This is a genomic window from Pseudomonas sp. S3_B08, assembly GCF_054667725.1.
The window spans coordinates 877,432-891,435 of sequence record NZ_CP162750.1 but is presented as its reverse complement, the minus strand read 5'-3'; the positions used below and the strand labels follow the sequence as shown (position 1 = coordinate 891,435).

Genomic DNA, 14,004 nt, shown 5'->3' with positions numbered 1-14,004 from the left:
GGACCGGCTGAAGTCGGTTTCCAGATCAATCCCGAACGATGCGCGCCGTGATCCGGTTGATGGATTCGCCGCAAACGCAGGTAGATAACGGCTGTTGCGCCGATTGCCCGCAATTTCCCGATCACGACCTGTGAACGGGCACCGTTGACGGCGATCCGGATTGCGAGCTTTTTACGCGCACTGCGACATTTTTTCAGAGGCCATTTTTGACCCTACGCGGCGCATGGAAAGGCCGCAGAATCAGCGTTGGAAAGCATTGACCCAGGTCATGGCGCGTTGCAATGACCCCCTGCTTTATACATACTTGCGGCCGATTTTATCCCTATAAAAATACCCAAACCGTGGAACCTTAGAATGAGCACAGCAATCAGTCCGACTGCTTATAACTATAAGGTAGTCCGCCAGTTCGCCATCATGACGGTGGTCTGGGGGATCCTTGGCATGGGGCTCGGTGTCTTCATCGCCTCGCAACTGGTCTGGCCGGAACTGAACTTCGGTCTGCCGTGGACGAGCTTTGGACGCTTGCGCCCGTTGCACACAAACCTGGTGATTTTCGCCTTCGGCGGTTGTGCACTGTTTGCCACTTCCTACTATGTCGTGCAGCGAACCTGCCAGACGCGACTGATTTCCGACAGCCTCGCGGCCTTCACCTTCTGGGGCTGGCAAGCGGTCATCGTCGGCGCCATCATCACCTTGCCGCTGGGTTACACCACCACCAAGGAATACGCCGAACTGGAATGGCCGATCGCGATTCTGCTGGCGATTGTCTGGGTCACTTACGGTCTGGTGTTCTTCGGCACCATCACCAAGCGCAAAACCAAGCACATCTATGTGGGCAACTGGTTCTACGGCGCGTTCATCGTGGTCACCGCGATGCTGCACATCGTCAACCACATGTCGCTGCCGGTCAGCCTGTTCAAGTCGTATTCGGCTTACTCCGGTGCCACTGACGCGATGATCCAGTGGTGGTATGGCCACAACGCGGTGGGCTTCTTCCTGACCACCGGTTTCCTCGGGATGATGTACTACTTCGTGCCGAAACAGGCCGAACGCCCGATCTATTCCTATCGTCTGTCGATCGTGCACTTCTGGGCGCTGATCACCCTGTACATCTGGGCCGGCCCGCACCACCTGCACTACACCGCCCTGCCGGACTGGGCACAATCGCTGGGCATGGCGATGTCGATAATTCTGCTGGCGCCAAGCTGGGGCGGCATGATCAACGGCATGATGACCCTGTCGGGCGCCTGGCATAAGTTGCGCACCGACCCGATCCTGCGCTTCCTCGTGGTGTCGCTGGCGTTCTACGGCATGTCGACCTTCGAAGGGCCGATGATGGCGATCAAGACCGTCAACTCGCTCTCGCACTACACCGACTGGACCATCGGCCACGTACACGCCGGCGCCCTCGGTTGGGTAGCGATGATCTCGATCGGCGCGATCTACCACATGATCCCGAAACTGTTCGGCCGCGCGCAGATGCACAGCACCGGGCTGATCAATGCGCACTTCTGGCTTGCCACTATCGGCACCGTGCTCTACATCGCGTCGATGTGGGTCAACGGCATCACCCAAGGCCTGATGTGGCGTGCAATCAACGATGACGGCACCCTCACCTACTCGTTCGTCGAAGCGCTGCAGGCCAGCCACCCGGGCTTCATCGTCCGCGCGCTGGGCGGTGCTTTCTTTGCCAGCGGCATGCTGCTGATGGCTTACAACGTGTACCGCACTGTCCGTGCGTCGGATCCGGTTGAAGCCGAAGCCGCCGCCAAGATTGCCGTCGTTGGAGCTCACTGATGAAGCATGAAGCTGTCGAGAAGAATATTGGCCTGCTGGCCTTCTTCATGGTCATCGCCGTCAGCGTCGGTGGCCTGACCCAAATTGTTCCGCTGTTCTTCCAGGACGTCACCAACAAGCCGGTCGAGGGCATGAAGCCACGTTCGGCGCTGGAACTGGAAGGCCGCGACGTCTACATCGCCAACGGTTGTGTCGGCTGCCACTCGCAGATGATCCGCCCGTTCCGCGCTGAAACTGAACGCTATGGCCACTATTCGGTCGCCGGTGAAAGCGTCTGGGACCACCCGTTCCTGTGGGGCTCCAAACGTACCGGCCCGGATCTGGCCCGTGTGGGCGGTCGTTACTCCGATGACTGGCAGCGTGCGCACTTGTACAACCCGCGCAACGTGGTCCCCGAGTCGAAAATGCCGGCTTACCCGTTCCTCGTGGAAAACAAGCTCGACGGCAAGGAAACCGCGAAAAAAATGGAAGTCTTGCGCACCCTCGGCGTGCCGTACACCGACGAAGACATCGCCGGTGCACAGGATGCCGTGAAGGGCAAAACCGAAATGGACGCGCTGGTGGCCTATCTGCAAGGCCTGGGCACCATCATCAAAAGCAAACGGTGAATCTGATGGATATCGGGATGATTCGAGGCCTGGGCACCGTGGTCGTGATGGTGGCCTTCATCGGTCTGGCCTTGTGGGTGTTCAGCCCCAAGCGCAAGTCGGAGTTTGACGACGCGACCATGCTGCCTTTTGCGGATGATCCCGAAGCCATCAAGCACGTCGAGCAAGCTTCTAGGAGTAACAAAGAATGACTACATTCTGGAGTCTGTACGTCACAGTCCTCAGTCTCGGTACGATCTTCGCCCTGACCTGGCTGCTGCTGTCGACCCGCAAGGGCCAACGCAGCGAACAGACGGACGAGACGGTCGGCCACTCCTTCGACGGGATCGAGGAGTACGACAACCCGCTGCCGAAATGGTGGTTCATGCTGTTCGTCGGCACTATCGTGTTCGCTCTGGGCTACCTGGTGCTGTACCCGGGTCTGGGCAACTGGAAAGGTCTGCTGCCGGGCTACAACTATCTGGATACCGAGAAACAGACCGCGTTCGCCAACGGCCAGACTGGCTGGACCGGCGTCCACGAGTGGGAAAAGGAAATGGCCCGTTCGGACGCGCGCTTCGGTCCGATTTTCGCCAAGTTCGCGGCGATGCCGATCGAGGAAGTCGCCAAGGATCCGCAAGCACTGAAGATGGGCGGCCGTCTGTTCGCGTCCAACTGCTCGGTGTGCCACGGTTCCGACGCCAAGGGCGCCTATGGCTTCCCCAACCTGACCGACGCCGACTGGCGCTGGGGCGGTGAGCCGGAAACCATCAAGACCACCATCATGGGCGGCCGCCACGCGGTGATGCCGGCGTGGGCGGAAGTGATCGGTGAGCAAGGCGTGGCCGATGTGGCTGCTTACGTGGTGACCAATCTCGACGGCCGTAAATTGCCGGAAGGCACCAAGGCCGACCCGGCCAACGGCCAGAAACTCTTCGCCGCCAACTGCGTGGCTTGCCACGGCCCTGCCGGCAAAGGCACGCCGGCCATGGGTGCGCCCGACCTGACCCATCCGGGCGCATTCATCTACGGCTCGAGCTTCGCGCAACTGCAGCAGACCATCCGTTACGGTCGTCAGGGCCAGATGCCTGCGCAGGAACAACTGCAGGGCAATGACAAGGTGCACCTGCTGGCGGCGTATGTTTACAGCCTGTCTCACGGTGAAAAAGCACCGGAGGCGAAGGCTGAGTAAGGCCAACGCTTGAAGCAAAAAAGGCCCCGCCAATGGGAATTGGCGGGGCCTTTTTTCATGCTGGCATTCATGATTCGAAACGCTTGCTCAATGGACCTGAGCTGCGATGCACGGTAGGTTTTTTTCGCCCCGATAATCCATATCGGGTCCACTTCAAGGATGAAGCCCAATGTCGAAAGATCACCAAAGCGCACTGCAAAATCAGCCTCAACCCGGCTCTACCCATAGGGCAGGGTTCGAACGAACATCTGTGAAACCGTTACTCGAGGTATCGCAGCAAACCATGAACAGCCCCGGCGACGGTGGCGGACTCGACGGCCTCGGCGGCGGTAGATTGCTCTGACAAGGGCAGCAAAAACACCGAATTTACGCCCTGTATCCAGTGCCTCACGCCTTGGCGGGAGGCGCCTTCGCCGGTGCCCTTATGAAATTGACAAACCGATCGTCCCCGACCTGCCTTTTCGATTGCGGTGAAAACCTCAAAATAGTAACGTTCCTACATCAGAATTTCTGGAGGCCAAACATGATGGCCATCACCACCATTTCCAGCCGCGAGTTCAATCAGGACACCAGTGCAGCCAAAAAAGCCACGCGTCAAGGTCCAGTAATCATTACTGACCGAGGCAGGCCTGCCCACGTATTGCTCAGCATTGAGGAGTACCAGAAACTGACCGGTTGCGAGACCAGCATCGTTGAGCTACTGGCGATGCCGAATGCGCTTGAAATCGAATTCGAACCCGAGCGCGCTGTAATCACTCCTCGCAGCGTGGACCTTTCCTGATGTTCCTACTGGATACCAATGTAGTTTCCGAGCTGCGGAAAAAACAAGCCGACAGGCATGTGGTGAAATGGGCAAACAGCGTTTCCCCAGCCAGCCTGTATCTATCTGCAATCACTGTGCTGGAACTGGAAACGGGCGCCCTGCGTATCGAACGTCGTGACCCTTCACAAGGCCAGCTGCTGCGCAACTGGCTGGAACATCACGTCAAACCGGCGTTCTCTGGAAGAATCCTGCCTGTCGATACCAGCGTCGCCACCCGGTGCGCACGATTGCATGTTCCCGACCGCAGCAGTGAATGCGACGCCTTGATCGCCGCCACCGCGCTTGTGCACGGGCTTACGCTGGTAACTCGCAACATTGCGGACTTTCAACTCAGCGGCGTCAATCTGATCAACCCATGGATCGCTGCCAATAACTGACTGCTGAACACCCCGCCCTATCACCGGCGGGGCTTTTTTCATGGGCGTTGGGCAAAGATTGAATGCACAACCGTGGTATCGATCAGCGTCCGCTCACGCCACTGGTTGTTCTTCACCAGATAGATCTGCAAATGCTTGCGATCCTCGGTGAAATTCGCAGTCAGGTAGGTTTGCTGAGAGGTGCTTCCGCTGAGATACATGGGGACGCTGCCCTCCCAGTAGGAACTTCCTCCCTCGGTATGCAGGTGGCCGGCGAAAATGGCCGTCACCTGGTACTTGTTGACCATGTCATGGAAACGCTTCTTTTGCTCGGGGCTGCCCTGGTGCCGCAAGGGTTTATGCATATTGATAATGATGGCGTAGCCCGACGCTCGCGCCAGTCGCAGATCGGTCTCGAGCCAGTCCAGTGCGTCGTTGATTTCGAACGTCGTCGGGTTCAACGGATGAGCAATCCGGGTAGTGTAGGTCGGCTCGTTATTGAGCTGAACCATATGCACTTCGCCGATATTTTTCGAATAGGCGAGACTACCGGAATACGTCCTGCTCAGAAAACCGTCAGTGATTTTCAGATCAAAGTTATCGACTTTACCTTCATGATGTTCTTTGAACTCGACAATACTTCCTGCAGCACAGTTATTGGTAAAGCAATCATCAACATTGTTTTCATAGTCGTGATTACCCAAGCCGTAAAGATATTCACCATTGAAGTGCCTGTTCAGCGAATCCTTCATGAACGAGCGCTGCCAGCCATGACCAAAAGCGGTTATATCGCCATTGATCATCAAAGGAACCTGCGCTTGAGAGCCGTGTTGATTTCTGAATTCGGCAATGCTCGCAAGTTGGGTTTCAATCAGCCATTTCGAGCGCGCCGTGAATTCTGAATCCGATTCGGGCTCGCGGATATCGGTCTTGTCTGTCCATGGATATTGAGTATCCGAAGTAAAGACCATATGTTTCGGCATACCAGCTGTAGCCTGAGCGGTAATAGCCGAAGCTACCAGACAAGCACCCATAAAGATGCTCATGAATTTATTCAAAGCCATGCTTGAAATTCCATTTCAATTAATTTTCGGTACGCAAAAGAAGTTTCGCGCGAACAGAACTTATTCGAATACAGCGAAAACTTCAAAGCCTTCACCTACAACAATCGAGTGAATATATTTCAGACCCAACAACTTACAACATACGAATCAATAGAAACCCGTAGCGTCCGGCCTGAGTTGTCGCCTGGACGAAAACAATCACGGGTGTTATTCAACTTGCGAAATCAACGGCAGTGGCGTGAACAAACAATTGAAAGGATGAACTAGCCACTTCGGCAAAAGCGTCCATACTCAACAAGTCAATTGATCTGCGTCAGGCTTTTGCGCAATCGCTACACCATCCGCATTTTTTACCCAACGCGACCAAAGGTCGCACCCTTGAGCCAGAGCGGCAGGCGTATCATCGCGCTACTGCAACAGCCTTTTTGACCTCGGTTGGCACGTATCGACCGAGGCATTTTTCCACTGCCGTGGGATGCAATGATGAGCAATCAGATTCCGGTACACGACGTCACGCCACCGAGCAAGAACGCGAACAACAGCGTCGATCTTTATGCCTCACGAGAAAAAATCTACACCCGTGCCTTCACAGGCCTGTTCCGCAATCTGCGGATGCTTGGCGGTGCGGCGTTGTTTCTGCTGTATTTCGGCACGGTGTGGCTGAACTGGGGCGGTCATCAGGCGGTGTGGTGGAACCTGCCGGAGCGCAAGTTCTTCATCTTCGGCGCGACTTTCTGGCCACAGGATTTCATCCTGCTCTCGGGCCTGTTGATCATTGCCGCGTTCGGCCTGTTCTTCATCACTGTCTATGCCGGGCGTGTCTGGTGCGGTTATACCTGCCCGCAGAGCGTGTGGACGTGGATTTTCATGTGGTGCGAAAAGGTCACCGAAGGCGACCGCAACCAGCGCATCAAGCTCGACAAGGCGCCGATGAGCGCCAACAAATTCCTGCGCAAACTGGCCAAGCACTCGCTGTGGCTGTTGATCGGTTTTGTCACCGGCATGACCTTTGTCGGCTACTTCTCGCCGATTCGCGAACTGGTCATCGAGTTCTTCACCGGCCAGGCCGATGGCTGGTCGTATTTCTGGGTCGGTTTTTTCACCCTCGCCACGTACGGCAATGCCGGTTGGTTGCGTGAGCAGGTGTGCATCTACATGTGCCCGTATGCGCGCTTCCAGAGCGTGATGTTCGACAAGGACACGCTGATCGTTTCCTACGACCCGCGCCGTGGCGAAAGCCGTGGGCCGCGCAAGAAAGGCATCGACTACAAAGCCCTGGGGCTGGGCGATTGCATCGACTGCACGATGTGCGTGCAGGTCTGCCCGACCGGCATCGACATCCGCGATGGCCTGCAGATCGAATGCATCGGCTGCGCGGCGTGCATCGACGCTTGCGACAGCATCATGGACAAGATGGATTACCCGCGCGGGCTGATCAGCTACACCACCGAACACAACCTCTCCGGGCAGAAAACCCATAAACTGCGACCGCGCCTGATCGGCTACGCCGTGGTGCTGCTGGCGATGATCAGCCTGTTGGTCGCTGCGTTCTTCATGCGTTCGCTGGTCGGCTTCGACGTCAGCAAAGACCGCGTGCTGTACCGCGAAAACGCTGAAGGCCGGATCGAGAACGTCTACAGCCTGAAGATCATGAACAAGGATCAGCGCGACCACACTTACCTGCTGCAAGCCGAGGGTCTGCCGGACCTGCGCCTGCAAGGCAAGCGCGAGATCAAGGTTGCCGCCGGGGATATCGTCAGCATGCCGGTCGAATTGTCCAGCGCACCGGAACAACTGCCATCGAGCACCAACGAGGTGAAATTCATCCTCAAGGACGCCGATGACGACAGCGTCCACGTTGAAGCCAAGAGCCGATTCATCGGCCCACAAATCCGTTGAGAGAATTTTGAACATGCCCGCTGCAAACGCCGCAAGTCCCTGGTACAAGCACCTCTGGCCGTGGATCATCATCGCGATTCTGGCCTGCTCGGTGGCCTTGACCCTGTCCATGGTGACCATCGCGGTGAACAACCCGGACAACTTGGTCAACGACAACTACTACGAGGCGGGCAAAGGCATCAACCGTTCATTGGATCGCGAGCTGCTGGCGCAAACCCTGAAGCTGCGTGCAGCGGTGCATCTGGATGATGTGACCGGGGAAGTCGACTTGCGCTTGAACGGTGAAAGCCAGCCGCAAACGCTGGAGCTGAACCTGATCTCGCCAACCCAGCCGGAGAAGGATCGCAAGATCGTTCTGACCCGCAGTGGCAGCGAGAGCGGGCGCTACATCGGCCAGTTGAGCGACAAGGTCGAAGGGCGGCGCTTTGTCGAGTTGCTCGGCAGCCAGGACGAGCACGTGTGGCGCATGTTTGAAGAAGAACTGGTCAGTCATGACAAGGAACTGCTGCTGGGTGATGAGCCATTGCAGGGTGCGGAAGATCTGAAGAAGTGAATCAAAATCAAGAGCCCCTCACCCTAGCCCTCTCCCGGAGGGCGAGGGGACTGATCTCGGTTGCTTGGAAGCGGGGCGTATGACAGTGACAATGTCAGCGACTGAAGCCGCTCTTCAGGCTTACACCGATCGGCTCCCTCTCCCTCCGGGAGAGGGCTGGGGTGAGGGCAAGCGAACACCCCCAATGCAAGGGCTCATACCCTCATCAATGCCATGACCACCCCAGTTCCCTGCTACCACTGCGCCCTGCCCGTCCCGTCCGGCAGCCGCTTCACCGCCGTCGTCCTCGGGCAGGCCCGGGAGTTCTGCTGCCCGGGCTGTCAGGCGGTGGCCGAAGCCATTGTCGCCGGGGGTCTGGAAAGCTATTACCAGCATCGCAGCGAAGCGTCGGCCAATCCCGAAGCGCTGCCGGTGCAACTGACTGATGAACTGGCGCTGTACGACCGCGCCGACGTGCAGCAACCCTTCGTCCGCCATGAAGGCGATCTGGCCGAAACCACCTTGTTGATGGAAGGCATCAGTTGCGCCGCCTGCGGCTGGCTGATCGAGAAACACCTGCGCACCCTGCCCGCCGTCGCCGAAGCGCGGTTGAACCTGTCCAACCATCGCCTGCACGTGCGCTGGGCCGACGCACAATTGCCGCTGAGCCAGATCCTCGCCGAGCTGCGCCACATCGGTTACGCCGCCCACCCGTACCAGGCCGACCGCGCCAGCGAACAGCTGGCCAGCGAGAATCGCCTGGCCCTGCGCCAGCTCGGCGTCGCCGGGTTGCTGTGGTTTCAGGCGATGATGGCGACCATGGCCACCTGGCCGGAATTCAACATCGACCTCAGTCCCGAGCTGCACACGATCCTGCGCTGGGTCGCGCTGTTTCTGACCACACCCATCGTGTTCTACAGCTGCGCGCCGTTCTTCAAAGGCGCGATGCGCGATTTGCGTACGCGCCACCTGACCATGGACGTTTCAGTTTCACTGGCGATCGGCAGCGCTTACATCGCCGGGATCTGGACATCGATCACCGGGGTCGGCGAGCTGTACTTCGATGCGGTCGGCATGTTCGCGCTGTTTCTGCTCGCCGGACGCTATCTGGAACGCCGCGCCCGCGAACGCACCGCTGCTGCCACCGCGCAATTGGTCAACCTGTTACCGGCCTCGTGCCTGCGCCTGGATAGCGATGGCCAGAGTGAACGCATCCTGCTCAGCGAATTGCAGGTCGGCGAGCGGATTCTGGTGCAGCCGGGCTCGATTCTGCCGGCTGACGGCAAGATCATCGATGGCCAGTCGAGCATCGACGAATCGCTGCTGACCGGCGAATACCTGCCGCAGCCACGCACGCTGGGCGATGCTGTTACTGCGGGCACGCTCAACGTCGAAGGCGCATTGACCGTGCAAGTGCAGGCGCTGGGACAGGACACGCGTCTCTCCGCGATCGTGCGCCTGCTCGACCGCGCTCAGGCGGAGAAACCGCGTCTGGCAGAAATCGCCGACCGCGCCGCGCAATGGTTCCTGATGCTCTCGCTGATTGCCGCAGCAGTGATCGGCGTGCTGTGGTGGCAACTGGACTCAGCGCGGGCGTTCTGGATCGTCCTCGCCATGCTGGTGGCGACCTGCCCGTGCGCGCTGTCACTGGCGACGCCGACCGCCCTCACCGCCGCCACCGGCACCCTGCACAAACTCGGCCTGCTGCTGACCCGCGGCCATGTGCTGGAAGGCTTGAACCAGATCGACACGGTGATTTTCGACAAGACCGGTACGCTCACCGAAGGCCGCTTGGTGCTGCGCTCGATTCGCCCGCTCGGCGCGCTCGACAGCGAGCAATGCCTGAGCCTCGCCGCTGCGCTGGAAAACCGTTCGGAACACCCGATCGCCCGCGCTTTCGGGCGTGCGCCACTGGCCGCTGAGGACGTGCACAGCACACCAGGCCTGGGCTTGGAAGGCGTGGTCGGTGAGCAACGCTTGCGCATCGGTCAGGCGCCGTTCGCCTGTGCCCTGAGCGGCGCGGCACTGCCGTCAATGCCTGATGAGGCCGGACAATGGTTACTGCTCGCCGACACTCAGGGGCCGCTGGCATGGTTCGTCCTCGACGATCGCCTGCGTGACGATGCCCCCGCCCTGCTCGCGGCCTGCAAAGCGCGGGGCTGGCGCACCTTGCTGTTGTCCGGCGACAGTTCGCCGATGGTCGCCAGTGTCGCCGCCGAACTGGGCATCGACGAGGCCCGTGGCGGCTTGCGCCCGGATGACAAACTGCAAGTGCTGCAGCAACTTCATCGCGAAGGTCGCAAAGTGTTGATGCTCGGTGACGGCGTCAACGACGTGCCGGTGCTGGCTGCGGCCGATATCAGCGTGGCCATGGGCTCGGCCACCGATCTGGCGAAAACCAGCGCCGATGCAGTGTTGCTGTCCAATCGCCTTGACGCTCTGGTGCAAGCCTTCACGCTGGCGCGACGCACGCGCCGGGTAATCATCGAAAACCTGCTGTGGGCGGCGCTGTACAATGGCCTCATGTTGCCGTTCGCCGCCCTCGGCTGGATCACTCCGGTGTGGGCGGCGGTCGGCATGTCGATCAGTTCGCTGACCGTGGTGCTCAACGCCCTGCGCCTGACTCGTCTGCCGAGCGCGCCGGCCGCCGGCAGCCCGACCCAAACCCGCCCGCTGCCGGCCTGAGCCGCGCGGGCCTGGAGTTACCGATGCCAGCTCTCTATGTGATGATTCCCGCTGCCTTGCTCATCGTCGCCATCGCCGTGTACATCTTCTTCTGGGCGGTGGACAGCGGTCAGTACGACGACCTCGACGGCCCGGCACACAGCATCCTTTTTGACGATCAGGACCCCAACCATACCGCTGCGGTGGACGAAGCCAACGCCGGCAAACCGGACGACAAGGCGCCACCCCATGCTTGAACTGGCGCCGCTGCTGGTCTCGGCGCTGATCCTCGGCCTGCTCGGTGGCGGCCACTGTCTGGGTATGTGCGGCGGTCTGATGGGCGCGCTGACCCTGGCGATCCCCAAGGAGCAGCGCAGCCGGCGCTTTCGCCTGTTACTGGCGTACAACCTCGGGCGGATTCTCAGCTATGCCACGGCGGGACTGCTCATCGGTCTGGCCGGCTGGGCCGTCGCCAACAGCCCGGCGGCGCTGTTCATGCGCGTGCTGGCCGGTTTGCTGCTGATCGCCATGGGTTTGTACCTGGCCGGTTGGTGGAGCGGGTTGACGCGTATCGAAGCGCTCGGGCGTGGCTTGTGGCGTTTTATTCAACCCGTGGCGAATCGCTTGCTGCCGGTTTACAGCCTGCCGCGTGCCTTGCTGCTCGGTGCGCTGTGGGGGTGGCTGCCGTGCGGACTGGTTTACAGCACCTTGCTGTGGAGCGCGAGTCAGGGCAATGCGCTGGACAGTGCGTTGCTGATGCTCGCTTTCGGCCTCGGCACCTGGCCGGTGCTGCTCGCCACCGGGCTGGCGGCTGAGCGGGTCACCGCGATCCTGCGCAAACGCAGCGTGCGCATGGCGGGTGGCTTGCTGGTGATCCTGTTTGGCCTGTGGACCCTTCCCGGCCCGCATCAGCATTGGCTTATGGGCCATTAAATGTGTGGCGCGGCCTTCGCGAGCAGGCTCGCTCCCACAGGTCTTGAGTACGCTGCAAATCCAATGTGGGAGCGAGCCTGCTCGCGAAGACGCCCGCACGAACAACACAAATCCTCGCCGTTGATGCAAATCAAGATGCCCTGTAACGCACTCCCCTAGACTCGCCACACTGCCAGCCTATCCGGGGGAATGCCCGCATGCTCGACGCCATTCGTTGGGACTCTGATCTGATCCGCCGCTACGATCTGGCGGGGCCACGCTACACCTCGTACCCGACTGCCGTGCAATTTCACGGTCAGGTCGGCACTTTCGACCTGTTCCACGCCCTACGCGACAGCCGTAAGGCCCAGCGGCCGTTGTCGCTGTACGTGCATGTGCCGTTCTGCGCGAACATTTGTTACTACTGCGCTTGCAACAAGGTCATCACCAAGGATCGCGGCCGTGCGCAGCCGTATCTGCAACGGCTCGAGCAGGAAATCCAGTTGATTGCCTGCCACCTCGACCCGGCGCAAACCGTCGAGCAGCTGCATTTCGGTGGCGGCACGCCGACTTTTCTCAGCCACGACGAATTGCGCCAGCTGATGGCGCACCTGCGCAAGCATTTCAATTTGCTCAACGATGACTCGGGCGATTACGGCATTGAAATCGACCCGCGCGAGGCTGACTGGTCGACCATGGGCCTGCTGCGCGAACTGGGTTTCAACCGGGTCAGCATTGGCCTGCAGGATCTTGACCCGGCGGTGCAGCGCGCGGTCAATCGCCTGCAAAGCCTGGAAGAAACCCGCGCGGTGATCGATGCGGCGCGAACCCTGCAATTTCGCTCGATCAACATCGATCTGATTTATGGCCTGCCCAAGCAGACGCCCGACAATTTCGCCCGCACCGTCGAGGAAGTGATCAGCCTGCAACCGGATCGCCTCTCGGTATTCAATTACGCGCACCTGCCGGAACGCTTCATGCCGCAACGGCGAATCAACAGCAGCGAACTGCCGAGCCCGGCGCACAAGCTGGAAATGCTCCAGCGCACCATCGAGCAACTGACCGCTGCCGGCTACCGTTACATCGGCATGGACCACTTCGCCCTGCCTGATGACGAACTGGCGATTGCGCAGGAAGAGCACACCCTGCAACGCAACTTCCAGGGTTACACCACCCACGGCCATTGCGACCTGATTGGCCTGGGCGTGTCGGCGATCAGCCAGATCGGCGATCTGTACTGCCAGAACAGCAGCGACCTCAACGCGTATCAGAACAGCCTGGCCAGCGCGCAGCTGGCGACCAGTCGCGGTCTGGTGTGCAACGCCGACGACCGCTTGCGCCGCGCAGTGATTCAGCAGCTGATCTGCAATTTCAAACTCGAGTTCGCCGAGATCGAGCAGCAGTTCAACATCGATTTTCAAGGCTACTTCGGCGCGCTCTGGCCGCAGTTGCAAGGTATGGCCGAGGATGGCCTGATCAGACTCGAGCGCGAGCGCATCGAGGTGTTGCCAGCGGGCCGATTGCTGGTGCGCTCGGTGTGCATGGTTTTCGATGCGTACCTGGAGCAGCAGAACCGCCAGCGTTTCTCGCGGGTGATTTAAGGCTTGGTCAGCAACGAGCCGACTTTGAGGTTCTGGTCAGGGTTGAGCGCCGACTGGTTCATGACTTTCGACAGGGCGAGGTTGGCGGTGATCAGGCCACTGTTGAGGGCGGCGATGGCGCCCCGCAGTGCGGCGAGCTTGTTGATCTTTTCCTCGGTGGAGAGGGTTCTGTCTGACATGACCGCCGCCATGCGCGCTTTTTTCTCGATGATTTCTTTTTGAATCTTGCGAATCATCTTCAGCAACTGTTGGATGTTCTCCGGTAAGCCACTGTTGTCGATGTCACTGTTTTCGCCACCGACAGCGGCGGATTTGGCGATGGCCGCGCCGGAGAGCGACACTTTGACGCCCTCGACCAAGGTCGGGGTTGCCGTGTGCGACAAGTCTTCATCGCGATCGATTGCAGCGTCGGTGCTGGTCATCTCCGGCGAAGCGGCAACGCCGCTGCTGCCGGGGCTTAGCGTACCAATGGCGGTCATCGGGGCCTTCCTTGGTTGAATGCTGATAGCGGGTTATCGGCCGCCGGTGCTGCGGCTTTATGTCTGTAGGACAACGCCGCCACGTGCTGGCCTGAATG

At 59.7% G+C, this 14,004-nt stretch carries 14 protein-coding genes; 12 read left to right on the top strand and 2 right to left on the bottom strand.

Annotated features, from left to right (window positions below; translation table 11 throughout):
* Window positions 1–354 precede the first annotated feature (354 nt).
* The 6 genes from ccoN (at window position 355) to AB4N73_RS04145 (ending at window position 4,776) form a co-directional block, all read left to right on the top strand.
* A complete protein-coding gene (ccoN, locus tag AB4N73_RS04170; RefSeq protein ID WP_024012334.1) occupies window positions 355–1,797 on the top strand; it encodes a cytochrome-c oxidase, cbb3-type subunit I in 1,443 nt (480 codons plus the stop codon).
* Window positions 1,797–2,405, top strand: coding sequence for a cytochrome-c oxidase, cbb3-type subunit II (gene ccoO, locus AB4N73_RS04165; protein WP_007917161.1), 609 nt, complete (start codon window positions 1,797–1,799; stop codon window positions 2,403–2,405). Before ccoN ends, ccoO begins: the two co-directional genes overlap by 1 nt.
* A 5-nt stretch (window positions 2,406–2,410) precedes the next feature.
* Window positions 2,411–2,596: a CcoQ/FixQ family Cbb3-type cytochrome c oxidase assembly chaperone gene (locus AB4N73_RS04160; RefSeq protein ID WP_016775513.1), complete on the top strand. Its 186-nt coding sequence runs from the start codon at window positions 2,411–2,413 to the stop codon at window positions 2,594–2,596.
* Complete coding sequence (gene ccoP, locus AB4N73_RS04155) at window positions 2,593–3,576, top strand: cytochrome-c oxidase, cbb3-type subunit III (protein WP_150635810.1); 984 nt, start codon at window positions 2,593–2,595, stop codon at window positions 3,574–3,576. Before AB4N73_RS04160 ends, ccoP begins: the two co-directional genes overlap by 4 nt.
* Before the next feature lie 526 nt (window positions 3,577–4,102).
* The gene (locus AB4N73_RS04150; RefSeq protein ID WP_056786773.1) at window positions 4,103–4,357 is read left to right on the top strand and encodes a type II toxin-antitoxin system Phd/YefM family antitoxin; all 255 of its coding nucleotides are present in this window, start codon (window positions 4,103–4,105) and stop codon (window positions 4,355–4,357) included.
* Entirely contained in the window at window positions 4,357–4,776 is a 420-nt protein-coding gene (locus tag AB4N73_RS04145) for a type II toxin-antitoxin system VapC family toxin (protein WP_252869093.1), read from the top strand. The genes AB4N73_RS04150 and AB4N73_RS04145 overlap by 1 nt, the downstream gene beginning before the upstream one ends.
* Before the next feature lie 38 nt (window positions 4,777–4,814).
* Here AB4N73_RS04145 and AB4N73_RS04140 read toward each other — a convergent pair whose 3' ends face one another.
* Window positions 4,815–5,819, bottom strand: a complete 1,005-nt coding sequence (locus tag AB4N73_RS04140; protein WP_460142951.1) for a metallophosphoesterase family protein — start codon at window positions 5,817–5,819, stop codon at window positions 4,815–4,817.
* Window positions 5,820–6,302: 483 nt separating this feature from the next.
* On the opposite strand from AB4N73_RS04140, the gene ccoG reads away from it, so the two are divergent.
* The 6 genes from ccoG to hemN all read left to right on the top strand — a co-directional run bounded on the left by ccoG (window position 6,303) and on the right by hemN (window position 13,427).
* Window positions 6,303–7,718: a cytochrome c oxidase accessory protein CcoG gene (ccoG, locus tag AB4N73_RS04135; RefSeq protein WP_073474016.1), complete on the top strand. Its 1,416-nt coding sequence runs from the start codon at window positions 6,303–6,305 to the stop codon at window positions 7,716–7,718.
* Window positions 7,719–7,731: 13 nt separating this feature from the next.
* Window positions 7,732–8,271 carry a FixH family protein gene (locus tag AB4N73_RS04130; RefSeq protein WP_375123358.1) on the top strand — a complete coding sequence of 180 codons (540 nt, stop codon included), beginning with the start codon at window positions 7,732–7,734 and terminating at the stop codon, window positions 8,269–8,271.
* Window positions 8,272–8,484: 213 nt separating this feature from the next.
* Complete coding sequence (locus tag AB4N73_RS04125) at window positions 8,485–10,935, top strand: heavy metal translocating P-type ATPase (protein ID WP_460142950.1); 2,451 nt, start codon at window positions 8,485–8,487, stop codon at window positions 10,933–10,935.
* Between the two features lie 23 nt (window positions 10,936–10,958).
* Window positions 10,959–11,171 (top strand): cbb3-type cytochrome oxidase assembly protein CcoS, encoded by a 213-nt coding sequence (ccoS, locus tag AB4N73_RS04120; RefSeq protein ID WP_039763029.1) that lies wholly within the window; start codon window positions 10,959–10,961, stop codon window positions 11,169–11,171.
* Entirely contained in the window at window positions 11,164–11,847 is a 684-nt protein-coding gene (locus AB4N73_RS04115) for a sulfite exporter TauE/SafE family protein (protein ID WP_460142949.1), read from the top strand. The genes ccoS and AB4N73_RS04115 overlap by 8 nt, the downstream gene beginning before the upstream one ends.
* Before the next feature lie 197 nt (window positions 11,848–12,044).
* Complete coding sequence (hemN, locus tag AB4N73_RS04110) at window positions 12,045–13,427, top strand: oxygen-independent coproporphyrinogen III oxidase (protein ID WP_236169137.1); 1,383 nt, start codon at window positions 12,045–12,047, stop codon at window positions 13,425–13,427.
* On the opposite strand, the gene AB4N73_RS04105 is transcribed toward hemN, so the two are convergent.
* Complete coding sequence (locus AB4N73_RS04105) at window positions 13,424–13,906, bottom strand: hypothetical protein (RefSeq protein ID WP_150741395.1); 483 nt, start codon at window positions 13,904–13,906, stop codon at window positions 13,424–13,426. The genes hemN and AB4N73_RS04105 overlap by 4 nt on opposite strands.
* Window positions 13,907–14,004: the final 98 nt, after the last annotated feature.

Coding starts and splice junctions, on each gene's coding strand:
- AB4N73_RS04130 (WP_375123358.1), top strand. CDS start 7,732: ATGCCCGCTGCAAACGCCGCAAGTCCCTGGTACAAGCACCTCTGGCCG.
- ccoP (WP_150635810.1), top strand. CDS start 2,593: ATGACTACATTCTGGAGTCTGTACGTCACAGTCCTCAGTCTCGGTACG.
- AB4N73_RS04115 (WP_460142949.1), top strand. CDS start 11,164: ATGCTTGAACTGGCGCCGCTGCTGGTCTCGGCGCTGATCCTCGGCCTG.
- ccoN (WP_024012334.1), top strand. CDS start 355: ATGAGCACAGCAATCAGTCCGACTGCTTATAACTATAAGGTAGTCCGC.
- ccoS (WP_039763029.1), top strand. CDS start 10,959: ATGCCAGCTCTCTATGTGATGATTCCCGCTGCCTTGCTCATCGTCGCC.
- ccoG (WP_073474016.1), top strand. CDS start 6,303: ATGAGCAATCAGATTCCGGTACACGACGTCACGCCACCGAGCAAGAAC.
- hemN (WP_236169137.1), top strand. CDS start 12,045: ATGCTCGACGCCATTCGTTGGGACTCTGATCTGATCCGCCGCTACGAT.
- AB4N73_RS04150 (WP_056786773.1), top strand. CDS start 4,103: ATGGCCATCACCACCATTTCCAGCCGCGAGTTCAATCAGGACACCAGT.
- AB4N73_RS04145 (WP_252869093.1), top strand. CDS start 4,357: ATGTTCCTACTGGATACCAATGTAGTTTCCGAGCTGCGGAAAAAACAA.
- AB4N73_RS04160 (WP_016775513.1), top strand. CDS start 2,411: ATGGATATCGGGATGATTCGAGGCCTGGGCACCGTGGTCGTGATGGTG.
- AB4N73_RS04105 (WP_150741395.1), bottom strand. CDS start 13,906: ATGACCGCCATTGGTACGCTAAGCCCCGGCAGCAGCGGCGTTGCCGCT.
- AB4N73_RS04125 (WP_460142950.1), top strand. CDS start 8,485: ATGACCACCCCAGTTCCCTGCTACCACTGCGCCCTGCCCGTCCCGTCC.
- AB4N73_RS04140 (WP_460142951.1), bottom strand. CDS start 5,819: ATGGCTTTGAATAAATTCATGAGCATCTTTATGGGTGCTTGTCTGGTA.
- ccoO (WP_007917161.1), top strand. CDS start 1,797: ATGAAGCATGAAGCTGTCGAGAAGAATATTGGCCTGCTGGCCTTCTTC.